Source organism: Nocardia sp. NPDC057440 (genome assembly GCF_042802915.1).
GTDB lineage: Bacteria > Actinomycetota > Actinomycetes > Mycobacteriales > Mycobacteriaceae > Nocardia.
On sequence record NZ_JBHVDF010000006.1, the window covers coordinates 87164 to 113905 of the forward strand.

General features: G+C 66.8%; 6 protein-coding genes. 2 read left to right on the forward strand and 4 right to left on the reverse strand.

Features of this window, described 5'->3' with window-relative positions:
• Nucleotides 1-45 precede the first annotated feature (45 nt).
• Genes ACFU4Z_RS13890 through ACFU4Z_RS13900 form a run of 3 tightly spaced genes read right to left on the reverse strand, consistent with a single transcriptional unit; the run spans nucleotide 46 to nucleotide 19762 of the window.
• The gene (locus ACFU4Z_RS13890; protein WP_379062674.1) at nucleotides 46-5598 is read right to left on the reverse strand and encodes an SDR family NAD(P)-dependent oxidoreductase; all 5553 of its coding nucleotides are present in this window, start codon (nucleotides 5596-5598) and stop codon (nucleotides 46-48) included.
• Entirely contained in the window at nucleotides 5595-19481 is a 13887-nt protein-coding gene (locus ACFU4Z_RS13895; protein WP_379062676.1) for a type I polyketide synthase, read from the reverse strand. Before ACFU4Z_RS13895 ends, ACFU4Z_RS13890 begins: the two co-directional genes overlap by 4 nt.
• A complete protein-coding gene (locus ACFU4Z_RS13900) occupies nucleotides 19478-19762 on the reverse strand; it encodes a hypothetical protein (protein WP_379062678.1) in 285 nt (94 codons plus the stop codon). The genes ACFU4Z_RS13895 and ACFU4Z_RS13900 overlap by 4 nt, the downstream gene beginning before the upstream one ends.
• Nucleotides 19763-20479: 717 nt before the next feature.
• Here ACFU4Z_RS13900 and ACFU4Z_RS13905 point away from each other — a divergent pair.
• Nucleotides 20480-21196: a PP2C family protein-serine/threonine phosphatase gene (locus ACFU4Z_RS13905; RefSeq protein WP_379062680.1), complete on the forward strand. Its 717-nt coding sequence runs from the start codon at nucleotides 20480-20482 to the stop codon at nucleotides 21194-21196.
• 329 nt (nucleotides 21197-21525) lie between these two features.
• Here the strand turns inward: ACFU4Z_RS13905 and ACFU4Z_RS13910 are convergent, their stop codons facing one another.
• Nucleotides 21526-23079: an acyl-CoA carboxylase subunit beta gene (locus ACFU4Z_RS13910; protein ID WP_379062682.1), complete on the reverse strand. Its 1554-nt coding sequence runs from the start codon at nucleotides 23077-23079 to the stop codon at nucleotides 21526-21528.
• A gap of 1475 nt (nucleotides 23080-24554) precedes the next feature.
• On the opposite strand from ACFU4Z_RS13910, the gene ACFU4Z_RS13915 reads away from it, so the two are divergent.
• Nucleotides 24555-26651, forward strand: a complete 2097-nt coding sequence (locus ACFU4Z_RS13915; RefSeq protein WP_379062684.1) for a hypothetical protein — start codon at nucleotides 24555-24557, stop codon at nucleotides 26649-26651.
• Nucleotides 26652-26742 lie beyond the last annotated feature (91 nt).

Genomic DNA, 26742 nt, shown 5'->3' on the forward strand with positions numbered 1-26742 from the left:
TCCGCAATCCTTCCGAACTCGAGCCAAGCTCGAGGAATTCAGTGCTCAGGCTTCCAGTTCGCTGTCGAGAATCGCGAAAAGCTCTGCTTCGTCGGCGTTTGCCACATCGTCGTCGCGATGGACGCCACCGATATCGATTCGAGCTGCCCAACTGGTCGCGATGGACTGCAACCGAGCCACAATCTCGGCTTTTTCCTCCTCGCCCCGATTTCCGGTCGCGAGGGCGGATTCCAAATCCTCGAATACCGCGTCGATCGAACGAGCCGGCTTTTCCCCGGTCCTGTCCGAGAGTTGTTCGCGGAGATACTCGGCCAGCGCGGCGGGTGTGGGGTAGTCGAAAACCACGGTGGCCGCCAGGGCCAGACCGGTATCCGCTTTGACCCGGTTGCGCAGCTCGACCGCACCCAAGGAATCGAATCCCAGGTCCTGGAAGGTGCTGAGGTCGGCATCGAGCACGGACACGGCGTCCCGGCCGAGCACGGCCGTCACGTGCTCACGGACGGTATCGAGCACGACCTTCCGCTGCCGATCGGCATCCAGGCCGGCAAGCCGTTGCCGCAGACCGGATACCACCATCGAGGTCGCCGCCGGACGGGTAGCCGCCGGTGGTACCAGTTCCCGCAGCAGGGGTGGCAGCAGTCCGGCATCGGCCTTGGCGCGGATCGCGGTGGTGTCCACGCCGGTGATCACCGCGTGGCCCGGACCGGTTTCGAGCACCGAATCCCATGCGGCCAAGGCCTGCTCGTCCGACAACGCGGTGAATCCGGCACGCATAGTCCGGGCCGCATCGGCATCGGTCAGATGTCCGGTCATGCCGCTGGAGCGTGCCCACGGACCCCAGGCCAGTGACCTTCCGGCCAGCCCTCGTGCTCGCCGGTGGGCCACCAGACCGTCGACGAAGGTGTTCGCCGCCGCGTAGTTGGCCTGCCCGGGACCGCCGATCGTGCCCGACAACGACGAGAACACCACGAACGCAGCCAGATTCAGATCCGCGGTCGCCTCGTGCAGATACCAGGCGGCGTCGGCCTTCGGTGCCAGCACCGCATCCACCCGGGACGCGGTCAACGCCGCGATGACCCCGTCGTCGAGGACGCCCGCGGCATGGATCACCCCGGTCAACGGCCACGGCTCGGACACCTCGGCCACCAAGCGGCTCACCGCGCCGGGATCGGTGACATCACACGCCACCACCCGAACCTGCGCGCCCAGTTGCTCCAACTCGGCGGACAGCGCCGCGACGCCGTCGGCTTGTGGGCCACGGCGGCTGACCAGCAGCAACGACCGCACCCCGTGCTCGACGACCACGTGCCGGGCGACCACCGCACCCAAACCGCCGGTGCCACCGGTGATCAGCACCGTTCCCGTGCCGAAGGCGGACGCTTCGCCGCCGGTCGTAGATGACACCACGGTGGGCCGGCCGAGTCGAGCGGTGTGGGCGACACCGGCGCGCACCACCACCTGTGGTTCGGCCACGGCCGACGCCGCGAGCCGCTCGTCGATACGGGTGTCGGTGTCGACCACGTGGATTCGGCCCGGATCCTCCGACTGCGCGCTCCGCACCAAACCCCACACCGCGGCACCGGCGAAGTCGGTGACATCCTCACCGGGCAGGGCGACCGCGCCACGCGTCGCGACCACCAGCCGGCTCGACGCGAACCGGTCCTGCCCCAGCCACGCCTGCACCACCTCGAGCATCCGGGCGACCTCGGCGTGGGTCGTGGTCACCACATCGGCGCCGGTGTGATCGGTCCAGCCGGACCCGGCCTCGACCACTACCAGCGGGGGCACCGGCGACTCCGGACCCAGCCGATCCCACCGGCCCACTTCCGAATCCGCCACCCGGGACTCGGATTCGGTCGGCGACCACACCAGTTCCAGGACCGGAGCGACCGCACCCGCGGCGGTCGCGGCCAGCTGCGCCACCGGAATCGGACGGGTCGTCATCTCGCCCGACAGCACCGGTTGTCCGTGCCCATCGGTCATCGACACCGACACCGACGAACCGGTCGCGGTCAGCCGCACCCGCAGCACCGACGCCTCGGCCGCGTACAGTGCCACCGACTGCCACGCGAACGGCAAGACGACCTGACCCGGCGGGATCTCCTGCACGCCGGCCAGCAGTCCCGACTGCAGGGTCGCATCCAGCAGCGCCGGATGAATTCCGAATCCCGCACCGTGCACACCGGTGTCCGCGTCGACGGCGATCTCGGCGAATACCTCTTCGCCGCGGCGCCACAGGGCCCGCACACCACGGAAGGCCGGTCCCAGGTCGTAACCGCGCGTCAGGAACTTCGTGTAGTCGATCTCGACAGCGGTCGCCGCGGCAGGCGGCCAGGCCTCCGGCTCGGGCATCGCCGTGTCGTCTCGGCTGGTCAGCAGGCCATGCGCGTGCAGTTCCCACTGGCCGTCGTGGTCGTGTGCACCGCGGGAATAGATCGATAGCGACCGCTGCGCCGACTCCGGCTCGGGTCCGCCGACGACGACCTGAATCCGCACCCCGCCCGACGGAGGGAACACCAGCGGCGCCCGCAGCATCAACTCCTCGATCACCGGGCACCCGGCTTCACGACCGGCACGCAACGCCAGCTCCACGAACCCGGTCCCTGGCAACAACATGACCCGACCGATGACGTGGTCGGCCAACCACGGCTGCGACAGCGGTGACAGACGCCCGGTCAGGACGACACCACCATCCGCCATCGGCAATGTCGCATCCAACATAGGGTGTTCCATCACACCCAAACCCACGGATTCGATACCGGCGGTGCCGATCGACGGTTCGAGCCAGTAGCGACGGCGCTGGAAAGCGTAGGTGGGCAACGACACTCGTGAGGCCGGGCGAACGGCGAAGAACGCCCTCCAGTCGACGTCGACACCGACCGCGTGTGCGTGCGCCAGGCAGTTCACGAACTGCTCGGCCTCGGCACGCCCTCGACGTGCTCCGGCAATCACCAACGACTGCGATTCGATATCGTCCGGCAGGCATTGCCGGGTCATCGCCGTGAGCACGGCATCCGGGCCGATCTCCAGGAATCGGCGCACGCCCGAGGCCACCACAGTGTCTACGCCCCTGGCGAACTGAACGGCCGCCCGCACCTGCTGGACCCAGTAAGCGGGTTCCAGCACTTCATCGCCGGCGATCCGGCCGGAGAGATTCGATACCAGTGGAATCTGTGCGCGATGATAGGTCACATCCCGTGCGACAGCGGCGAACTCGGCCAGCATCGGTTCCATTCGGTGGGAATGGAACGCGTGCGACACCCGCAATCGCGAGGTCTTCCGCCCCCGGTCGGCAAACCACTGCTCGACTGCCGCCACAGCGTCCTCGTCACCGGAAACCACAACGGCTACCGGTGAATTCACTGCGGCGATGGACGCTCGGCCGTCATGGTCGACGAGTGCCTCGGATACCTCGTGCGCACTCGCCGCGATGGCCAGCATCGCGCCGTCTTCGGGCAGCTGCCCCATGAGACGGCCACGCGCCGCGACCAGCCGGCACGCGTCCGGGAGCGACCACATACCGGCGATGTACGCGGCGGCCAGCTCACCGATCGAATGTCCTACCAGGACATCCGGTGTCACACCGAACGAGTTCAGGAGTCGGCTCAGCGCGACTTCGTAGGCGAACAGCGCGGGTTGGGTGAACTCGGTCCGATCCAGAACGCCGGCATCGGCATTGTCAGGGCTGCCAACGGCCGGCTGACCGGTGAACATCAACTGCTTCAGCGAACCGCCCAGTAGTGGATCGAACTGCTCGCATAGCTCGTCCAAGGCGGCAGCGAATACCGGGAACGCCTCGTACAGTTCGCGTCCCATCCCGACCCGCTGTGCCCCCTGTCCTGTGCACAGGAAGGCTGCCTTGCGCGTCACCGCCTGCCCTGCTGTCACGCCGTCGGCGGTGCTCGCCGAGCCGTGTTCCGCGAGTGCTGCCAGTCCGGCGAGCATCGTTTCGCGGTCGTCGGCGACTACCGTGGCCCGCCAGTCGAGCCTGGCGCGGGTCGTCAGCAGCGCATAGCCGATGTCTTCGACTGTCAGGTCGGGGTTTTCGGTCACCCATCGCCGCAATTCGGCCGCCTGCGCACGCAGGGCGTCCTCGGTTTTCGCTGAGAGCAGCCATGGGGAGACACCGGAGGCCACCGCCTTCGCGCCACGATCGGCGGCGTCATCCGCCGGTTCGGCGGCAGCCTCCTCCAAGACGGGGGCCTCTTCCAGAATCAGGTGAGCATTGGTACCGCTGGCGCCGAAGGAGGACACACCGGCGCGACGAACCCGCTCTCCCGTAGGCCAGGCTTCTGCCGTGGTGAGCAGCCGCACCGATCCCGCCGACCAGTCCACATGCGGAGTCGGAGCATCGACATGCAGTGTCGCGGGGAGCATTTCGTGTCGGAAAGCCTGCACCATCTTGATCACACCGCCGACACCGGCCGCGGCGGAGGTATGGCCGATGTTCGACTTGAGCGAGCCGATGCGCAGCGGATCTCCGGCGCGATCGCGACCGTAGGCGGCGATCAGCGCCCGCGCCTCGATCGGGTCTCCGAGGGTGGTGCCGGTGCCGTGCGCTTCGACCGCATCCACGTCGGCGGGCGTCAGACCTGCACTGGCGAGGGCCTGCGCGATCACCTTTTCCTGTGAAGGACCGTTCGGCGCGGTGAGACGATTGCTGGCGCCGTCCTGGTTGACCGCGCTGCCGCGGATGACCGCGAGAACCTGGTGGCCAAGACGGCGTGCATCCGACAACCGCTCGACCGCGAGCATGCCGAGGCCCTCGGAGAATCCTGTTCCGTTCGCCGATGCCGCGAAGGCCTTACACCGTGCATCCGGTGAAAGCGCGCGCTGCCGGCCGAAGGCGATCAGCAGCGTGGGGTCGGACATCACGGTGACCCCGCCGACCAAGGCGAACGAGGTCTCGCCCTGACGCAACGCCTGGCATGCGAGGTGCAGGGCGACCAACGACGACGAGCACGCCGTGTCCACCGAGATCGCCGGACCTTTGAACCCGAAGGTGAAGGCGACGCGCCCGGAGAGGACGCTGGCCGAAACACCCAGGTAGGCATGGCCTTCCGACTCGGCGGTCAGCCCCGGCGAACCCACGCGCGGGCCGTAGTCCTGATGGATGACACCGGCGAACACTCCGGTGTCACTGCCGCGCAGCGTCACCGGATCGATGCCGGCGTCCTCCAATGCCTCCCATGCCGCTTCCAGGAACAGGCGCTGCTGCGGATCCATCGCCTCGGCCGCGCGCGGACCGATTCCGAAGAATCCCGCGTCGAAATCACCTGCCGCATCGAGGAATCCGCCTTCCCGGGTGTAGAGGGTCCCCGGCGTATCCGGATCGCTGTCGAACAGACGCTCGAGGTCCCAGCCGCGGTCGGTCGGGAAAGGACCGACGGCGTCGGTGCCGGAAGCGACCAAATCCCACAGCTGCGCCGGAGTTTCGACACCGCCCGGATACCGACAGCTCATCCCGACGATCGCGATCGGTTCGCCGGCACGGTCCTCCAGGCGCTGGATGTGCTTCTTGGCGGCGCGGAGGTCTCCGGTGAGCTTTCGCAGATACCGGCTGAGCCGTTCCTCGTTGCTGGTGCCGGGGTTGGTCATGCTGGGCCGAACTCCTCGTCAATCAGATCCAAAAGCTCACTGTCGGAACGGAATTCGAGATCATCGAACTCACCGTCCGACCACGTGCCAGCCAGGTAGGTACGGAGGCGCTCGTTGACGCCCCGCAATCCGGCGACGGTCTCGTCGTTGTCGGTGCCGCCGGCGATGATCCGCTCGAGCAGGGCCTCGAGCCGCGCGAGGTCGTCGGGCACCGCCGATGTCGGTTGCGCAGGCGCTGTCACCGCGGTCTGCGCCAGCAGGTAGTCGGCGACATCTCCCGCGGTCGGGTAGTCGAAGACCAAGGTCGAGGGCAGCGACAGCCCGGCCACCTTCGAGAGCCGGTTCCGGAACTCGACTCCGCCGAGGGAATCGAAGCCGAGTTCGCTGAAGCCGCGATCGGGTCCGATGTCCTCGGCCGACCCGTAACCCAGCACCGCCGCCACGTGTTCCCGCACCAGATCCAGGACGACCCCCCGTCGATTCGCCTCCGCCACACCGTGCAGACGCTCCCCGAGCGACAGTTCACCACTCGATGGCGAGGCCGACCGGCCGCGTGCGCGAACGAACCCGCGCAACACCACCGGAATCGGACCGGTATGCGCTTCCATGCGTAGCTTGTCGGTATCCAGATGCAACAGCGCTGACACCGGTTCGGCCGTAGTCAGCGATTCATCGAACAACCGCAGTCCGTCGGTGCGATCCAGCGGCGCCAGGCCCAGTCGCTCCAACCGGCTCATAGCGGTGCGATCCAACACGCCGGTCATGCCGATGTCCTGCTGCCACGGCCCCCAGGCGAGTGAGAGGGCCGGTAGTCCCGCGGCGCGGCGTTGCCTCGCGAGGGCATCCAGGAAGCTGTTCGCGGCAGCGTAATTCGCTTGTCCGGCCGAACCGATCATTCCGGCAATCGACGAGAACATCACAAACGCCGACAGATTCATGTTCCGGGTGAGCTCGTGCAGATGCCACGCCGCATCGGCTTTGGGAGCGAACACCCGATCGACCTGGTCCTCGGTGAGCGTGTGGAACGTGCCGTCGTCGAGCACGCCCGCCGTGTGGACGACACCGGTGAGCGGGTGCTGCGCAGGCAGGCCGGACAGCAGATCCCCCAGCGCGTCGCGGTCGGTGACATCGCAGGCGGCGATCCGCACCTCGACGTCGGATCGGGACAGTTCCGCCACGAGTTCCGCTGCGCCGTCCGCACGCTCGCCACGGCGGGAAACCAGCAGTAGTCGCCGCACACTGTGCGTGGCGACCAAGTGCCGGGCCAGCAGCGCGCCCAATCCCCCGGTCCCGCCGGTGATCAGAACGGTTCCGGACCCGAACGATACTTGCTCTGTGACATCTCCTGAGGTCAGTGCCTCCAGTCGTGGTATCAGGACGTGGTCGCCACGCGTCGCCGCCTGCGGCTCCCCGGTCTCGAGCACGGTACGGATCGAATCGACCGAAATATGCTGTGCACCAACGGATTGGTCCGCGTCGAGCAGCACGATCCGCTCCGGGTATTCGGTCTGAGCGCTACGTATCAGCCCCCATACCGCGGCCGACGCGGTATCCGGCGTCTCATCGGGCAGGGCCGCCGCACGGCTGGTCATCACCACCAGCTGCGACCGTGCGAATCGCTCGTCGGCCAACCAGTCTCGTACCGTGCGCAAGGCGGCATTGACCCGATCGCGCGCGGATGGCGTCGAACCACCGTGCGGCGCAGCGGCTTCGGACCACACCACGACGTCCGGAACGGTCGAAGCCGAGGCGAGCGTGGTCAGATCCGGATACCGCTCGTCGATTCCGTCCACGCGAGCAGCTCCGAGCACGGCTGCGCTCCGGGTCGAGGTGCGTCCGTCGGGCATCTCCACCGTCGCCCAGCGCATCCCGTACCGCGCCGCGCGTCCACCCGGCAACGTGGCGCGGAACTGCTGGACGTCGTAGGAACGCATGACCGCTTCGTCGATGGTGACCACCGGACTTCCGTCCTGGTCGACGGCCACGACGGTGATCGCCTCACCGCTGCGCCGGATGGCCATCACCCGCAACGTCGTGACCGTGGACGTGGTGTGGATTTGCGTTCCGCCCCAGCGGAACAAGAGTTTGCCCTCGGCGATATTGCCCTGGTGGTCGGGCCAGATCAAACAGGCGATTCCCGCATGCATCACCATGTCGAACAGCGCCGGATGCAGCCGGAACCGTTCGGCCGGGAATTCCTGGTTCAGGGTGACCTCGGAGAAAACCGTGTCACCACTGCGCCATGCGGCGTCGACGCCGATGAACGAAGCACCGTATTCCAGTCCGGCGGCACGCGCCACCTGGGCCGGAATCCAGTCGGTATCGACCGGTTCGGCGTCGTCGGGCGGCCACGGCGCGTTTCGCAGCATGTCCATCAGTCCGATGTCGATCAGCTCTCGGCTGCTCAGCACGCCACTGGCGTTGCGCGTCCACTCGCCCTCGGCCGCGTCGCCGGTGCGGCGGTAGTGGAACGTGAACGATCGACGTCCCGCGGGATCGGATTCGCGCACCAGTACCTGGAGTTCGACATCGCCGTCTGCCTGCGGGAGGATCGGCGCCTCGAGGGTGAGCTCCTCCACGGCGCCGCATCCGATCCGCGGACCCGCGACCAGCAGCATCTCCATGAGCGCGGCACTCGGGACGAGCACCACACCGTAGGTGGTGTGGTCGGCGATCCATGGATGAGTGCGCAGCGAAAGCCGCCCCGTGAACAGCCACTCGTCGCGGTCGGCCACTCGCACCACGTCGGTGAGCAGCGGGTGTTCCGAGGTGGCGTTCCTGGACTCGCCGAGGGTTGGTTCGAGCCAGTACCGCCGATGGTCGAAGGCATAGGTGGGCAAGGCGACTCGTGACATCCGGCGGTCGGCGAACAGCCGATTCCAGTCCACAGCCATCCCGGCGATGTGAGCCCGGCCGAGCATGGTCAGGAACTGCTCGACCTCGTCGTGATCCCGGCGGGCCGCCGCGGCGACCACCGATCGGGCCTCGACGTCGGCGGGAAGCGTGTGCCGCGTCATCGCCGCCAGCACCGCGTCGGGTCCGACTTCGACGAACCTGCGCACGCCCGACGCCACCAGTGTCTCGACACCGGGCGCGAAATACACTGCGGCGCGCACCTGCGACACCCAGTACCCCGGATCCAGGATCTCGCCTCCCGCGATCCGGCCGGAGACGTTCGACACCAATGGAATCCGCGGGGCGTTGAAGGCCACTCCCGCCGCCACGGTCTCGAACTCGGCCAGCATGGGCTCCATCCGAGGGGAATGGAACGCATGCGACACCCGCAGTCGGCTCGTCTTGCGACCCCGCTCGGTGAACTGCCGATCGATCTCGTCTATGGCGTCCTCGTCACCCGAGACCACCACGGCCGCAGGCGTATTCACCGCTGCCACCGACACCCGATCACTGAATCCGGCGATCGCGGCGCTGATTTCGGTCTCGGACGCGGCGACCGCGAGCATCGCGCCGCCCGCCGGCAGCGCATCCATCAGCCGCCCTCGTGCCGCGACCAGCTCGCAGGCATCGTCCAGTGACCACACACCGGCCACATACGCCGCGGCCAGCTCACCGATCGAGTGCCCGATCACCATGTCCGGGACGAGTCCGAACGACTCCAGCAGCCGATACAGCGCCACTTCGAACGCGAACAGCGCGGGCTGGGTCAGTCGTGTCCGATCCAGAATCCCGGTCTCCGCCGCGACTCCCTGATCGTCGATCAGGTGTCCGGTGAACATCGCTTGCTTCAAGGAACATCCGAGCAGTGGATCGAACCGGGCGCACACCTCGTCCAGCGCCGCGGCGAATACCGGGAAGGCCTCGGACAAGCCGGCGCCCATGCCGACTCGCTGCGCGCCCTGACCGGTGAACAGGAAGGCGGTCTTCCCCGAGGCCACCGTGCCGGAAACCATTCCGGCCGAGGCGGAACCGGCGGCCAGCTTCGCCAGCCGCGCCAGCAGTTCGTCGCGATCAGAGCCGAGGACCGCTGCCCGCCACTCGTGCTGCGCACGTGTCGTCGCGAGCGAATACGCCACACCCGCCGGATCGGCGTCGGGGTGATCGATCAGCCACTGCTGCAGTTTCGCCGCCTGTGCCCGCAGGGCGGTCTCGCTCTTGGCCGACACCAGCCATGGCACGGCCGTGCGTGGGTGGTCGGTGGCCGGTGGCGAGACGACAGGCCGTGGGGCGGGCGCTTCCTCGAGGATCAGGTGGGCGTTGGTGCCGCTGACTCCGAACGAGGACACACCTGCCCGACGAACCGTTCCCCCCGCACGCCACGGTTCCGGCCGGGTCAGCAGGCGCACCGCGCCGGCCGACCAATCCACGTGCGGGGACGGCGCTTCCGCGTGCAAGGTCGGAGGCAAGGCCTCGTGTCGCAGCGCCTGCACCATCTTGATCACGCCACCGACACCGGCTGCCGCGACGGTGTGACCGATATTCGATTTGATCGATCCGATGCGCAGCGGCTCCCGATCCCCGCGATCCTGCCCGTACGCGGCGATCAACGCGTTGGCTTCGATGGGATCCCCCAGGGGAGTGCCGGTTCCGTGCGCTTCCACCGCATCCACGTCGGCGGGTGTGAGCCCGGCATTCGCGAGGGCCTGCGCGATCACTCGCTCCTGCGACGGTCCGTTCGGCGCCGTCAGGCCATTGCTCGCACCGTCCTGATTCACCGCACTGCCCCGGATGACCGCCAAGACGTCATGGCCCAGCCGCTGCGCGTCCGAGAGCCGCTCCAGGATCAGCACGCCCACGCCCTCGGCGAAGGCCACACCGTCGGCCGCGGCGGAGAACGCCTTGCATCGGCCATCCGGCGACAGGCCACGTTGCCGCGCGAAATCCACGGAGAGATAAGGGGTCGCGGCCACGGTGACGCCACCGGCTACGGCCAGCGATGTTTCGCCCTGACGCAGGGCCTGACACGCCAGATGCATGGCCACCAGCGAGGACGAGCATGCGGTATCGATCGTGACCGCTGGTCCTTCGAGGCCGAAAACGTATGCCACGCGGCCGGAGACGACACTGTGGGTGGTGCCGGTCAGCCGGAAGCCTTCCAGGTCGCCGGTGACATGGTCGACGTACCCCGAGGCGCACGCGCCCGCGAACACACCGGTGTCGCTGCCGCGCAACGTGATCGGGTCGATTCCGGATTCCTCCAGCGCCTCCCATGAGGCTTCCAGCAGCAACCGCTGCTGCGGATCCATCGCCAGCGCCTCGCGCGGGCTGATTCCGAAGAATCCGGCGTCGAAATCACCGGCATTGTCCAGGAATCCGCCGCCGCGACTGTAGACCGTGCCGGGCTTGTCCGGGTCCTTGTCGATCAGCTGCTCGAGATCCCAGCCACGATCGTTCGGGAATTCGGTGGTGGCATCGGTCCCCGACCGCACCAGATCCCACAACTGCTCCGGGGTTCGGACGCCGCCGGGGAATCGGCAGCTCATGCCGACGATCGCGATGGGCTCGTCCACGCGTACGCGGCGCGACACCCGTGCCGTCCTGGAACCGGACTCCGTTCCCTCGATCTTGGAGTGCATGAGGGTGGCGACCGCCGCGGCGGTGGGGTGGTCGAAGACCAGGGTGGACGGCAGCTGGACACCGGTGGCCTTCGACAGCCGGTTGCGGAATTCGATGCCGCCGAGCGAGTCGAATCCCAGTGCGTCGAATCGCTCGTCGGGGCTGATGTCTTCGGCGGAACCGTGTCCCAGCACGGCCGCCGCGTGCTCCCGGACCAGGTCGAGCACCACCTCGGCGCGTTTGGCCTCCGGTACCCGGCTCAGTCGGGCGCCCAGCGAACTCGACGCGGCCGCGGTCGGAGCTGTGGTGCGGCGCAGAAAACCGCGTAGCACCGCAGGCACCGCATCGTCGCTGGCTTCGCGCCGCAGAACCGCAGGATCGAACCGAATCGCCGCCAGATGCGCGGCGGCGCGGCCGGTGGCCGCATCGAAGAGCCTGAGACCTTCGTCGTTCTCGAGTGGGTGCAGACCGAGCCTTTCCCAGCGCGCGACGGCGCCGCGGTCCAAGCCGCTGGTCATGCCCCCGACGGAGTTCCAGGGCCCCCAGCCCAGTGATATCGCGGGCAGCCCGTCGGCTCGGCGACGGTTCGCCAGCGCGTCGAGGAATGCGTTGGCCGCCGCGTAGTTACCCTGGCCCGCCGTTCCGATCGTCGCCGCGACGGACGAGAACAGCACGAACGCCGACAGGTCACGGTCGCGAGTGAGCTCGTGCAGGTGCCATGCGGCGGTGGCCTTCGAGCTGAACACTCGCCGCAGTTGCGTAATGGTGAGGCCGGCGAAGGTGCCGTCGTCGAGGACACCCGCCGCATGTACTACGCCCGTCAGCGGATAATCGGCCTCGATGGAATCCAGCACCGAACGGAGGGCTTCTCGATCGCCCACATCGCAGGCCGCCACCCTGACGGCAGCGCCGGCCGCTGACAGCTCGGACATCAATTCCATTGCACCGTCGGCGGTTTCGCCACGCCTGGACACCAGCAGCACACTGCGGACGCCGTGCGCGGTGACCAGATGCCGGGCCACCCGTGCGCCGAGGCCACCGGTGCCGCCGGTGATCAGTACGGTACCGGCGCCAAATGGAAGCGTCGCGTGGCGATTCGATGAGGGGCGGTGGTCGGGCGACGGGTGGGCCAGCGTCGCGTGGCGACTCGATGAGGGGTGGTGGTCGGGTGACGGGTGGGCCTGACCCGGCTCGGTATCCTGCTCCGCAAGCGCCCTCGCCAGTCTGGGCACGAGCAACGCTCCGGCACGCACCGCGGCCTGTGGTTCGCCTGCCGCGATCACCGCGCCGACCAGCGCCGGGTCATCCATGGGCGCGGCGGCCGACGGGTCGGCGTCCAGGAGAACGAACCGGCCCGGATATTCGGTTTGGGCGCTGCGCATCAGGCCCCAGACGGCCGCCGCGGCGAGATCCGGTGCCTCGCCGGTCAGCGCGGCACCGTTCGTGGTCACCACGACCAGCCGAGTGTCGGCCAGACGATCTTCGGCCAGCCAGGCCTGTACCGTCGCCAAGACCGTTTCCAGGTGGCCGCGAACGGCCTCCGGATCGTCAGCCGCGGCGCTGTCCTGCGGATGCCAGATCACGACATCCGGAATTGTTTGTGCCGCAGCGAGCTCCGATGGACTCGCAGACATGGTGTCGATTCCGGCAACCGGCGCCGAACCGAGTACGGCCATCCGGTCCGCGGACAGACTCGGTGTCGCGGCCTGCGCCGGTGTCCACTGGATCTCGTAGAGGTCGGCGTCATCCCCGGCAAGAGTGCCGCGCATCTGTTTCACGTCATAGGGCCGCATGACGACCGCGTCGACGGAGACTACGGGCCGTCCCGAATCGTCAACGGCCGCGACGGAGATCGTCTCCGGGCCGCTCGCCACGGCGATGACCCGTAGCGTCGTCGCCTTGACCAGCGGCTGGTGCAATCGCGCCCCGCCCCAGCGGAACAGCAACCGCCCGGTGTTCGGATCGCTGTCCTGATCGCGCCAGACGAGCCCGGCCAGCCCGGCGTGCATCACCAGGTCGAGCAGGGCGGGATGCAGATCGAACCGCTCCGGTTCGGACGCGGCCGCGGTATCCAGGGTGATCTCGGAGAAGACGGTCCCACCCCGCTGCCATGCGGCGTCGACACCGATGAACGCCGGACCGTATTCGAGACCGGATCCCTTGGCGATCCGCTCGGGAATCCAGGAGATGTCGAGAGCTTCTGCGTCGGCAGGCGGCCACGCCTCGTCCCGGAGCTGGTCCAGCAGAGCGTCATCGCCGTCCCGGGAAGGGGCCAGGACGCCGCTGGCGTTGCGCACCCATTCACCCGCTCGGCGACCCGTCTTGCGGAAGAAGAAGCTGAACTGCCGTCGCCCGGTCCGGTCCGGCTCCTGCACCGACACCTGGAGTTCGACCTCGCCGTCCTCCGACGGCAGAATCGGAGCCTCCAGGGTCAGCTCTTCGACGACGCCGCAATCGATTCCGCTGCCCGCGACGAGCAGGAACTCGACGAGTGTCGCGCTCGGCAGCACCACGGTGCCGTAGGTCATATGGTCGGCGACCCATGGGTCGGTCGGCAGTGAGAACCGGCCGGTGAAAACGAACTCGTCCTTACCGGCCACCGGCACCACACCGGTGAGCAACGGGTGGCCGAGGGCGTCGCCGGTGGCTTCGGGACGCGGCGGCAACCAGAATCGCTGGTGTTGGAAGGCGTACGTGGGCAGGGGAACTCGTCGTGTCGCCCGGCGACGGAACAGTGGTGTCCAATCCACGCTCACACCGGACGTGTGAGCATGCGCCAGCATCGTCAGGAACTGTTGGGACTCATCGTGATCCCGGCGCGCGGCCGCGGCCACCACCGACGGCTCCGCGCTCTCCGACAGGGTCTGCCTGGTCATCGCCGCCAGCACCGCGTCGGGCCCGACTTCGAGGAATCGGCGTACATCCGAGGCGATCAGCGTCTCGATACCCGGTGCGAATCGCACCGCGGCCCGCACTTGCCGAACCCAGTAGGCGGGTTCGGTCACCTCGTCCCCTGCGAGCTGGCCCGACACGTTCGATACCACCGGAAGGCGCAGGCGATTGTACGCCAATTCCTTTGCGACAGACTCGAATTCGGCCAGCATCGGCTCCATCCGATGCGAGTGGAAGGCGTGGCTGACCCGCAGCCGCGACGTCTTCCTGGCACGCTCGGCGAATAGGGCCTCGATCTCGGCGACCGCGTCCTCGTCGCCCGAAATCACCAGAGCCTCAGGCGCGTTCACCGCGGCGACCGACACTCGGCCGGGATACCGAGCGACGACATCGCGCACGTCGGTTTCGGACGCTCCGATGGCGAGCATCGCGCCGCCCTCAGGCAGCGCACCCATGAGACGGCCGCGTGCCGCCACCAACCGACAGGCATCCTCGAGTGACCACAGGCCCGCGACGTAGGCGGCCGCGACTTCTCCGATCGAATGGCCGATCACCACGTCAGGGGTGACGCCGAACGATTCCAGCAGGTGATACAGCGCCACTTCGAAGGCGAACAACGCCGGCTGGGTGAACTCCGTCCGATCCAGAACCGTGGCACCGGTGCCGCCGCTGAACATGAGTCGCTTCAGCGAGCACTCCAGCAGCGGATCGAACTGGGCGCACACCGAATCCAACGCGTCCGCGAATACCGGGAACGCCTCGTACAGGCCGGCGCCCATACCGATCCGCTGTGCGCCCTGACCGGTGAACAGGAATGCCGTCGTCCCCGAGCCGATGGCGCCTGCGATGACACCGGTGCCGGTTCCCGATTCGGCAAGATTCGCCAACCGTTCCAGCAACTCGTCCCGATCGCGGCCGAGGACCACACCGCGCGAATCCAGCTGCGCGCGCGATGTCGCCAGCGAATAGGCCGCATCCACGACGTCGATCTCCGGGCGCTCCGACAACCACGCACGCAGCCGGGCGGCCTGCGCACGCAGACCTGCCTCGCCCTTGCCCGACACCAGCAATGGGGTGACCGGCACGGTGATCTCGGGGTCTTCCTCGGCAGCAGGCACCGGTGCGACAGGTGCTTCTTCGAGGATCACGTGCGCGTTGGTGCCGCTGATCCCGAACGACGACACACCGGCCCGGCGCACTCGATCGCCCGCGGTCCACGGTTCGGATTCGGTCAGCAGATGTACCGCGCCCGAGGCCCAATCCACGTGCGGCGACGGCGTTTCGGCGTGCAGCGTCCGCGGCAGCCGCTCGTGCCGCATCGCCTGCACCATCTTGATCACACCGGCCACACCGGCGGCGGCCACGGCATGGCCGATATTCGATTTCAAGGAACCTATCCGCAACGGTTCCCGATCGCCGCGATCGTGTCCGTAGGCAGCGATCAACGCTTGCGCTTCGATCGGATCGCCCAGGGCCGTACCGGTTCCGTGCGCCTCCACCGCGTCCACGTCGACCGCCGAGATCCCCGCATTGGCCAGGGCCTGCGCGATGACCCGCTCCTGCGACGGACCGTTCGGCGCGGTCAGGCCGTTGCTCGCGCCGTCCTGGTTCACCGCACTACCGCGAACAACGGCCAGGATGTTGTGGCCCAACCGCCGCGCATCCGAAACTCGCTCGAGCACAAGAACACCCGAGCCCTCCGACCACGCCACACCGTCAGCGGCAGCCGAGAACGCCTTGCAACGACCATCCGGTGACAGGCCGCGCTGGCGGGCGAAGTCCACGTACAGATACGGGCTGGCCGCGACGGTCACACCGCCTGCGAGGACCAGCGAACTGTCGCCCTGGCGCAGCGCCTGGCACGCCAGGTGCAACGCCACCAGCGACGACGAGCACGCCGTATCCACCGTCACCGCCGGGCCTTCCAGGCCGAACACGTACGCGACGCGGCCCGAGATGACACTGTGCGACGTGCCGGTCAGCCGGAAACCCTCCAGGTCACCGGTCACCCGCCGGGCGTATCCCGACGAGCACGCACCGGCGAAGACGCCGGTGTCGCTGCCCCGCAACGACACCGGGTCGATACCCGCGTCCTCCAAGGCTTCCCATGCTGTTTCGAGCAGCAGCCGCTGCTGCGGGTCCATCGCCGACGCTTCGCGAGGGCTGATGCCGAAGAAGCCGGGGTCGAAATCTCCCGCACTGCTGAGGAATCCGCCATGGCGCGTGTAGACCTTCCCCGGTTTGTCGGGGTCCGGGTCGAACAGCCGGTCCAGGTCCCAGCCGCGGTCGGCGGGGAATTCGCCGATCGCGTCCCGGCCCGCGGCCACCAGGTCCCAGAGGTCCTCGGCGGACCGGACACCGCCCGGGAATCGGGCACTCATGCCGACGATCGCGATCGGTTCGTCCGACGTCGGGGATAGTCGGCCGGCTGAGCCGGCGGAGCGGGTGGGCTCAGCGCGCCGCGATACCCGCCGCTGCCCGGTGTCGGTCGTCGTGACCCGCGACCGCAGCAGCGCCGCAACCGCACTCGCGGTCGGATGGTCGAAGATGAGCGTCGGCGACAGCGGCACACCGGTGGCCCGTTGCAGTCGGTTCTGCAGCTGCACCCCACTGACGGAGTCGAAGCCGAACTCGGTGAACGGCAGGTCGGGGCGAATTGATCGGGCCGACTCGTGGCCTAGTACGGCAGCAGCGTGCTCACGAACGATATCGAGAACTACTGTGTCGCGCTGATATTCGGGGGCCGCGAGTAGTGTGCGTGCCAGCGGGCCGTTGTCCCAGGCTCCGGCCTGCTCCCCGCCCTCGGAAATTTCCTCGGTTGCCGCAACGACATCGGTTACACCGGGGTAGCCACCGGAGGTGACCGGCACACCGGCCCAGAAGCTACGGCGCTGGAACGCGTATGGCGGCAGGTCGACCCGCGCCCCACCGGAAACCAGCGCGCGCAGATCCACCTGCATACCGGCGCAATGGGCCTGTGCCAGCGACGCCATGAACCGTTCCGGGCCACCCTCGCCGCGCCGCAACGACCCGACAACAGATACGCCCTCGGCCGCACCGGCCGCCTCGGCCGTTACGGCGATGCCCATCGTGAGTACCGGGTGCGGACTTGCCTCGATGAATCCGGTGATGCCGTCCTCGATCAGCGCCGTAACAGCATCCGCGAATCGAACCGGTTCCCGCAACGACCGATACCAGTACTCGGCGTCCAGTTCCGCCGTATCCAACCGGTCGGCGAATACCGTGGAAAAGAACGGCACCGAACCGGATTGTGGGCGGATCGGCGCCAGTTCCTCGAGCAGCCGATCACGGAGCAGCTCAACGGCTTTCGAATGCGACGCGTAATCAACCGGAATCCGGCGGGCCCACACACCGTCGTGGGCACAGGCGGCGAGCAAGTCCGCCAGCGCCGAAACATCACCGGCTATCACACTTTGCGCCGGTCCATTCACCGCCGCCAACGACAGCCGATCCCCATACGCCGACAAACGTTCCCGGACCGCATCCGCGCCGAGTCCGATCGAGGCCATACCGCCCTGTCCGGCCAGCTCATCGGCGACCGCCCGCGACCGGAGAGCCACCACACGCGCCGCATCGGACAGCGATAGTCCACCGGCAACGTAGGCGGCGGCGATCTCGCCCTGGGAATGGCCGATCACCACGTCCGGCTCCACGCCGGCCGCTCGCCACATCCGGGCCAGCGAGACCATCACCGCGAACAGCACCGGCTGCACCACATCCACGCGATCCAGCGGGGGCGCGTCACCTTCGCGACGCAGCACCGCCGTCAGCGACCAGCCCACATACGGCGCAAGCGCCGCTTCACATTCCGCGATCGACTCCGCGAACGCCCCACCCGAATCCAGCAGTCCGAGCGCCATACCCTCCCACTGGCTGCCCTGCCCCGGGAAGACGAACGCGACCCGCCGCCGCGCGGCCCGCCCGGTTGTCGGCTCGATCGCCACCGCGGGCGCGGTCGGGTCGGCCAGGGCGGCCAAGCCGGCCAGCAGCTCCGCTCGATCCCGCCCGACGACGCTGCCGCGCCAGTCCATGTGGGCGCGCGTGGCCAGCAGCGAATGCGCCACATCGACCACATCCAGCTCCGGACGGCGCAACAGCCATTCCCGCAGCCGGGCCGCTTGCGCGGGTACGCCGCTCTCGCTGCGGGCCGACACGACCCACGACACGACACCTGCCGCGCCGTCCACCGTGGACGCGGCGGACCCGACGGCGGGCGCCTCCTCCACGATCACGTGAGCATTCGATCCCCCCATGCCGAACGACGACACGCCCGCCCTGCGCACGTTGGCCACGGGCCAGTTCTCGGCGCCCGTCACCACCCGTAAACCCAAGTCCGCGAGCGGAATTCGAGGATTCGGTGTCTCGAAGTTCAGGCTGGCCACCAGTTCTCGGTGGGTCAGGCACAGCACGGTCTTGATGAGGCCCGCGATACCGGAAGCACCTTCCAGATGCCCGATATTCGTCTTGACCGATCCCACAGCCAGCGGCGCATCCTGCGCCCGGCTCACGCCGTAGGTTTCGCCGAGCGCGGCGGCCTCCACCGGATCACCGGCGGGTGTTCCGGTGCCGTGCAATTCGACGTATTGCACCGACGCCGCCTCGACACCTGCCCCGGTCAGCGCGGAGCGAATGGCCGCCGCCTGCGCATCCCGACTCGGCGCGCTCAGTACTCGCCGTTCGTTGCCGGTGTTGACCGCACTGCCGCGGATCACGGCATGAATCCGGTCGCCGTCGGCGACCGCCTGCGCCAGTGGTTTCAGCACCACCATGCCGCCACCCTCGCCGCGCACGAATCCGTCGGCCCGCGCATCGAAGGTGTAGCAGGCGCCGAGCGCCGACTGCGCGCCGAACTGCTCGATACGCGCACCGCTCGTCGGCGACAGAATCAGATTCAGGCCGCCGACCAGCGCTATGTCGCTCTCGCCGCTGCGCAGGCTCTCACCTGCCAGATGCACCGCGACCAGCGAAGATGCCTGGGCGCTGTCCACCAGGATGCTCGGGCCGCTGAAACCGAAGTAGTTCGAAATGCGGTTCGCGATGATGCCGCGTCCGACACCCCAGAGCGAGTGCCGACTGACCCCCGAACCACCCTGGGAGGCAACGATTTCGGCGAAATCGCTGCCGGTGCAGCCGAGGAACACACCACACCGCCTGGCATCGCGCGCCGTAGCGGCCAGGCCCGCGTCCTCTAGCGCCTCCCAGCTCAACTCCAGTGCCAGCAGCTGCTGCGGATCGATCGCCCGTGCCTCAGCGGGCGAGACCCCGAAAAAATCCGCGTCGAACTCCCCCGCGGTGTCGACGAATCCGGCCCGCTCGGTGAGGCTCCCCCGTCCGGGGGGAGCTGTGCCGATCGCGGCGCGCCCCTCCCTGAGCAGATGCCAGAAGCTGTCGAGATCGGCCGCACCCGGCATTCTGCAGGACATGCCAACAATAGCGACGTCGAACGCCGATCCGGTCACCTCTGAACATCCTTCCTCAATGCACGCTGTGACCCCCCGTAAGCGTCTGACGAGTGTGTTTGTTGTCGGCCATCGTCGACATCCGCGATGAGCGACGACACGAACTTCGCGACCTCCTCCGCCGGATAGCCGACGGCGAGCGTGGCCAGCAAGTTCCGTTCTTCTACCCCGGACAACCCGTCGCGAAACTCCACATCACCGAGCGCTTCGAGTGCGGTGAACGGTGCGCCGACCTCGATCTCATCGACGGAACCGGACCCGTCGACGGCCGCCAGTGGCAAAGGAATCTCATCGAGCAGGTCATGTCACCATCAATTCGTAGCTCTAACTAAGAAGTTCATAAGTAGGTCGACTCCGACGATTCCTACTTCGACATAACAGATTCGACGCGATCGAGGCGCAGCGAACAGCCCCGAATGATGCGGAGCGTCTTCCGCAAGCGGCCTGGGACCCCGAGGATATGGTGCAGGCCGGGCCCGGACTGGACCTAGCTGTGCCGCCGAGCTCAGTAAAGCAATTGATCAGCGAGCGACGCTGACGACTGAAGCGCTACGGGGCATGCCAGAAGATTGAGGCGTGCACAAGAGGGGGTCGTGCCCGAACAAGGTGCTGTAGCACCTACGTTAAGGCGATATGGATTGGCACAATGATCCCTCTCGGTTGTTCGAACGGCAGGACAGGAGTCATGGTTACTGGACAGTATTTGTACGATCTTGACCTTGTCAACCGACCGATATATCCCCACGGCTGAAGACGAGACGCGGGCTCGATCGAGGCGATGATCACCAGTCGGGTCCGGCGTGCCGGCGGTGGGGGTCCGATGGATCGGCGGCATCGCGACACCGCTTACGCGACATCGAAACCAACAACACCTGCGTGTTGGTCGCTCCGCCTGGAACAACTAGCCGATGAGCGATGTTCGGGTGGGTGGGCTCGCGCTCTGCGGGTGGCGACTTCGTCGCCCCACCTATGCTGACTCGGCATGCCAGAATTCGCCGGTGCACAGTCACTTGATCGACATTGCCGTGGGCAGCGATATCGGAAGACGCTATTCGGCGAACTTCGATGTCACCTACCTCCGTGAGCGACCGCTGCTGGCGGTGCTTGCCGACGGCATGGGCGATGGACCGGGCAGTGCGGCCGCGGGTCGGACCGCAGTAGATATCTTCGTCGACTACGTCACGCGCGCGCCGGAACCGACCCCGGACACACTGCGCGATGCGGTGGCGGCGGCCCATGACCGGGTGAGCCGAATCGGCCACGAACTGCAGAGTCTGGCCGGGTGCACGCTGACGGCTATAGTCGCTGCACCGCAGGGCTATTGGCTCGTCCAGATCGGTGACTCCCGTGTGTACCGGTTACGTGCAGGGCTGCTCGAACTGTTGACGACCGACCACACGATGGCGTGGTTGGGGGCCGTGCACGGCTGGTACCCGTTCGACTCGGCGCAGGCAACGTCGGCGCGGTATCAGCTGACCCGTTACATCGGGCATGGTGGCGCACCGGACCCGGATGTGCTCAGCGTGACCATGAGACCGGGCGATCGATACCTGGTGTGCACCGACGGCGTGTCCGATCAGGTCGACTACGACGACCTCCGGACCTTTCTCGGTCGTGATACACAGCCACAGTCCGTCGTCAGCGACATTCTGACTGCCAGCGATGCAGCAGGCGGAAGCGACAACGCCACCGCAATCGTGATTCGCGTCAACTGAGCAGGTAAGCGAAATCAGTTACACCTCAACCGAATCACCGCTAGCTGGAACGTGCGTAGACGGGATGCGCATCGATGCGGGAAGTGGTGCTCCTGCTGATCATGTGATGCTGGCGGGCCGGTATCGATGCCGCGGCGCGAGCTCAGATCTCGACAGCGGCGACTCGGGTAATCCTCGAAAAACCTGATGCATCTCGCACAACGGCAAGCTATGTGTCCAGTACCGACGAGAGTTGTCGCGCAGCGAGGTTATTCCACGGCCGGGGTGGCCTCCCACACCCGCGGGCCGCCAAGCGCTGATTGATCTTGACGGTCCGCGGTTCGGGAAGATCACATCGGGTACACCGGGTGTTTGCGCGGGTTGAACTCCGGCTTGACCGCCGGCTTCTCGCGCAACAGGTGCAATGCGCGCCGAATCTCCAGACGGGTGTGCGCCGGTTCGATGACGGCGTCGATGTAGCCGCGTTCGGCGGCGATCCACGGGGTGGCGATCGTCTCGTTGTACTGGTTGATCATGAACTCGCGCGCCGCCGCCCGATGCTCCTCCGGCACCGCCGCCAATTGCCGCTTGCCGATGAGGTCGACCGCGCTGTCGGCGCCGATCACCGCGATCCGCGCCGTCGGCCAGGCGAAACTGATATCGGCACCCACCTGCCGGGCCGCCATCATGCCGTAGGCGCCGCCGTAGGACTTGCGCACGACCAGGTTGATGATAGGGACCGTCGCCTCGATGATCGCGCGCGGGACCCGGCCGCCGCGGATGATCACACCATTGGCTTCCTGCTCGAGGCCCGGCAGCACGCCCGGGGTGTCGGCGACGAACACCAGCGGGATATTGAACGCGTCGCAGAGCCGGATGAAGTAGGTCGACTTGTCCGAGCAAGCGGCGTCGATGGAACCACCCAACACCAACGGCTGGTTGGCGATCACACCGACCGGATATCCGTCGACTCGGGCAAACCCGGTGATCAGATTCGGGGCGAACGCGGCGCGGATCTCGTGAAATTCACCGTCGTCGAAGATCCGTAGCAGGATCTCGTGCATGTCGTAACCGGCGCGATCGGAATCCGGGATGATCGCATTGAGCTCCCGATCAGAAGCAGTGATCTCCGGCTCCAGACCGGGGTTCACGATCGGCGGCTGCTCCAGACAGCTCGTCGGCATGTAGCTCAGGTAGTCGCGGGCCCAGTCGTAGGCTTGCTGCTCGGTGTCGGCCACGTGATGCAGGGTGCCGCGTTCGGCCTGTACCTTGGCGCCACCGAGCTCCTCAGCGGTGATGTCCTCACCGTTGACGGCTTTGATCACCTCCGGCCCGGTGACGAACATGTAGGAATCCTTGGTGCCGATGAGCACGTCGGTGTTGATCGGTCCGTACACCGAACCCGCGGCGCACTTGCCGAGAATGATCGACACCTGCGGCACATACCCGGACAGCTTCTCCAACACCCGGGAAATATCACCGAACGAAGCGATCGAACCCACCGCGTCCTGGATACGCGCACCGCCGGAATCATTGATCGTCACCACCGGGCACGCGTTGTCGAACGCGAATTGCAGCGCCCGCATGAACTTGCGGGCGGAGGTGATACCGACCGACCCGCCGTACACGGTCTGATCGTGGGCGATCACCACCACCGGACGGCCCCCGATCAGCCCGCGACCGGTGACCAGACCGTCACCGTAGAGAGCATCCGGTTGGCCGGGCTGACGAGCGAACGCACCGGTCTCGATGAACGTCCCGCGGTCGAGCAGCATGTCCACACGCTGGCGAACGCTCGGAATGCCCTTCTTCTCCCGCTTGGCGGCACCGGCCTCACCTGCCGGTTCCGTAGCGATCGTCAGCAACTTGACCAGTTCATCGATCTTCGCCTGGGTACCTGCCACGCTCGCTGCCACCTTCCAAACCAACTGTTGTGCCGTCGCGACGTTAAGCCCGTATCGACACGGAACGTGTCATTGAACCGGATATACGGGATAAATCACAGTCGAGGCCGGGCGAACATCACATCTCACCCAATAGGTTCGAACACAGTCAGAGGTATGCCTCTCGCTGACCACCTCGAGAGGGTCGCCCGAGCGGTGGCAGGATGCCGCCCCCAGACCGACATCTCTTATCGCAGGCTGCCAACCCGATGCCGCGTATATGAGCCAGTCGGCCAGCCGATATCCGCGCGGCCGTCAATGGACACCCGGGGGAAAACGTCGTCAGCGGGTCGTCCTGTCAGAGATGATGAGCATGGCTGTCCGACACGACGCCATTGACCGCAACCCGGTCCGCGAGGCCGCAGACCTTCCTGCAAGCACCAGAAACCATGTGCCGCCGATCTCGAGGCCCTCGCGGAGCTGCGAACCCAGCTCCAGGCGTGGGTGGACGGATCGCTACTGGATTGCGGGCCTAACATCCATGGCCTCTCTCTAGCGCGCGAGCATCCGCGACTTCAGAGTATTAGACCTTGCCGCAAGGCAATTGGTTGCGGATGCTGGTCTATGCGGAGGAAGACCGCGCGGGATTCGTTCCGCCACAACGCCTACGGCGGTCGAGTACTGCGAAACGTTCCGACTTGGCCGATCTCGTGACGATTGTGACGGCAATCGCGCAACGGCCGAGTCAGGTACTCGGGCTGGCATGGCCGCTCTACAACGCAAGAAGCGCGAGATCCATAGGCAAGGCCATCCGTGTGTGAGAGGCAAGGGTCCTGTCCGTGTGGTGAGCGAGAACGACCCGAAGAATCCGCAGAACATAATCGCGCTACCCGAATTCGCGGTGGCAATGCTGAGCAGCGTTGGGAGCGAACGCAGATCCGAAAGGCGAAGTTGGGTTCGCGGCGAGCTGACTCGAATAACCGAGTCGAACGACGCTGCCGGAGCGGGGCGGCGCTTATACCGTCGGAGGGCGTCCAGTGAGGTAGATCGCAAGTCCCTGACCAGTCAGAATCGGGCTGAGTCGAACGGGTGACTGGTGTCGACCACGACGGCAGCATGGCGCAGGGCCGCTTCGACGAGCTGGCTGTCGATCGGTTCACCAGCACCCTGTGAGGTTCAGCATTTTCGTCATGTGCCCTGCGTCCGACAGCCGTTCGCGTCGAACCGCGACATCTGCCGGAATCGACGCCACCACAGTCGGTGTGGAGGTCCCGTTGAACCCCGACACCGGGGCCGGTAAGGGCGCCGGATCGCATGTTCGGCAAGACTCGGGGCAGGCTTGGGCGGCGGATTTCTGGGATCCGGCGCGTTGGCAGCGGGGTCGGGTGGTGCGGCGGTGCCGAGAGTGGATTGTCGCGACCCGGCGTCGGCGCTGGGCGACAAGGGTTTTGGTGGTTGTCTTTCTTCTGTTTGTGCTCCCGGGTGTGTTGGGTGCGGTGGCAACCGCGCAGAGCGATGCGGCGGCGACCGGTGGCGCGTCCCAGATCGACGGGCTCAGCTGGATGAATATCCGTGACTCGTCCGGCGTTCCGGTGGCGAACTATCTGTTCACCAGCGACCATGGCGGCCCGCTGAACCCCGGCGCGACAGTTGTCTGGGCGATTATCGGAGTCGAGTTCATCGGCTACATAACCATTGTGACTACGGCGATCTGGTTGACCGGGTATGCGTTGAGCTTCCGGTGGCTGGATACGTTCGCGTCAGCACTGCGGGGTGTGGCCGACGCGGTGACCGGTCAGATCGCGACGCCGGTGATGCTGGTGTCCGCGGCGGCGATCGGTGCGTTCTTCGTGGCCTGGTTCATTGTGCGGGGCTATCACGCGAAGGCCGCGATGCAGGTGGTGATGATGCTGGGGGTGGCGACAGTCGGCCCGGTGTTCTTGATCGATCCACTCGAGGACGTACTCTCGTCGAACGGGTTGCTGGCCCAGGGACGTGATCTCGGGATTTCGGTGGCGGCGGGATTGAACGGCAACAGCCGCCCCGATTCGCGGCAGCTGGTGGCGACGATGCAGGAGGATCTGGCCGATAATTTCGCGCGACGGCCGTTGCAGGTGTGGAACTTCGGGCATGTGGTGGATCAGCGACCCGCGTGCCAGTCCGCATGGTCGGCGGGGGTAATGGGCGGTGACGAGGGGGAGCTGAAGGACGGGATGCGGACGTGCGGTGACGCCGCCGCGCTGACCAAGGCCAACAATCCCACGCTCGGCCAGGCCAGCACCGGACTGATGCTGTTGATCTGCTCAGGCATCTTGTTGCTGTTCTCGGCATATCTGGCAATCAAAGTCGTCAAGACAGCCCTCGATGCGATTTATCACGGGTTCATGTCAATCTTCGGATTTGCGGCAGGCGGGTTCGTGTATGGGCCTACACAGACGTTCCTGATCCGCAACATCGTCGACAGTTTCATCGCGGCCGGGCGGATGGCCGCCTACACCGTGTTCCTGGGTATCTATCTGCTGTTCCTGGGCAACCTGTTCGCCCAAGCCGGCGGACAGGTGATGGCGGTGATCATCATCGCGGGCGCCGTCGAGATCGTCGCGATCTCGCAACTGAGACATCTCAGCAGGAGTCTCAGCACCGGCAACGACTGGATCGCGAACCGGTTCGCCCTGGCCATACAGGGCGGACGAGCAGCATCCGCGGGCAGTGGAGGTACTGCTATCGGGATGGGCTCCACCCCGTCCGCCGGCGCCTCGCATGGGGCCAAGGCGATGACCGGACTCGCCACACTGAGCACGATCAACTCCTCGCCAGTGACGGCTTGGCTCGCTGCGGGGACACTGAACCCGTTGAATCCGTTGGCTCGCGGAAAGAAAGCCGTCGATCTGGCCAACATCGGCATGGCCCCCAATCGGAAGGAAAGGGAAGCCTGGAGTGGAATGTCCCGGACGAATTGGCGGCTCATGGCCTTGATGCGCGCTGACGGCGCGGGAGGCATAGAAGCCGAATTGGGTGTCGCCAACGCTCTCGACGGCCTCGGCCACGCTCGAGTTCCCAACTCGAATATGGCCGGTGCCCTCGTCGCCTCCGGGGCCAGCCATCAGATGACCAATGACGCACTCCGAGCCCTGTCCATCGAGCGGGCGAGCATGTCCACCAATCCGTTCGGTTTCGGCCCGCTGCAGCGCGCCGTCGCGTCGGCCCGCGCAGTCGAGAACCATGTGGGCGAAAGGAATCACATGGCGTTTGCCGCCCAAGCAGTGGTGTCAGCGAACAGGTTCCAACGGCATACCAACGCACCGGCACCGGGAGCAGCGATCGACCACGATTTCGTGCAAGCCGTTCGCCAGAGCTGGGACTCGGAAGCGGCACTGCGGGCGGCGATCACGCCGGAGCAATGGAACAACGTCGGCCGAGACACCCGCTGGTTCATCGGCAACGAACTGGCGAACGAACAGAAGTCGGCGGCACAGACATACTACGACCACCCGATCGAACCTAATCGCGCACGGCTGATGGCAGTGACAAGGAGGATCACCAATCTCGACCACACCGACCCTAGCGCCGGGGCCGATCCTTGGGATCGCTGAATGGTTGATGAATCGCGAGCCGCCGCTTGGCATTCCCGAGTCGCACAAGGGCGATCGTGCCTCTGCGCCAACGGCTGCCATTCGTCTCCTT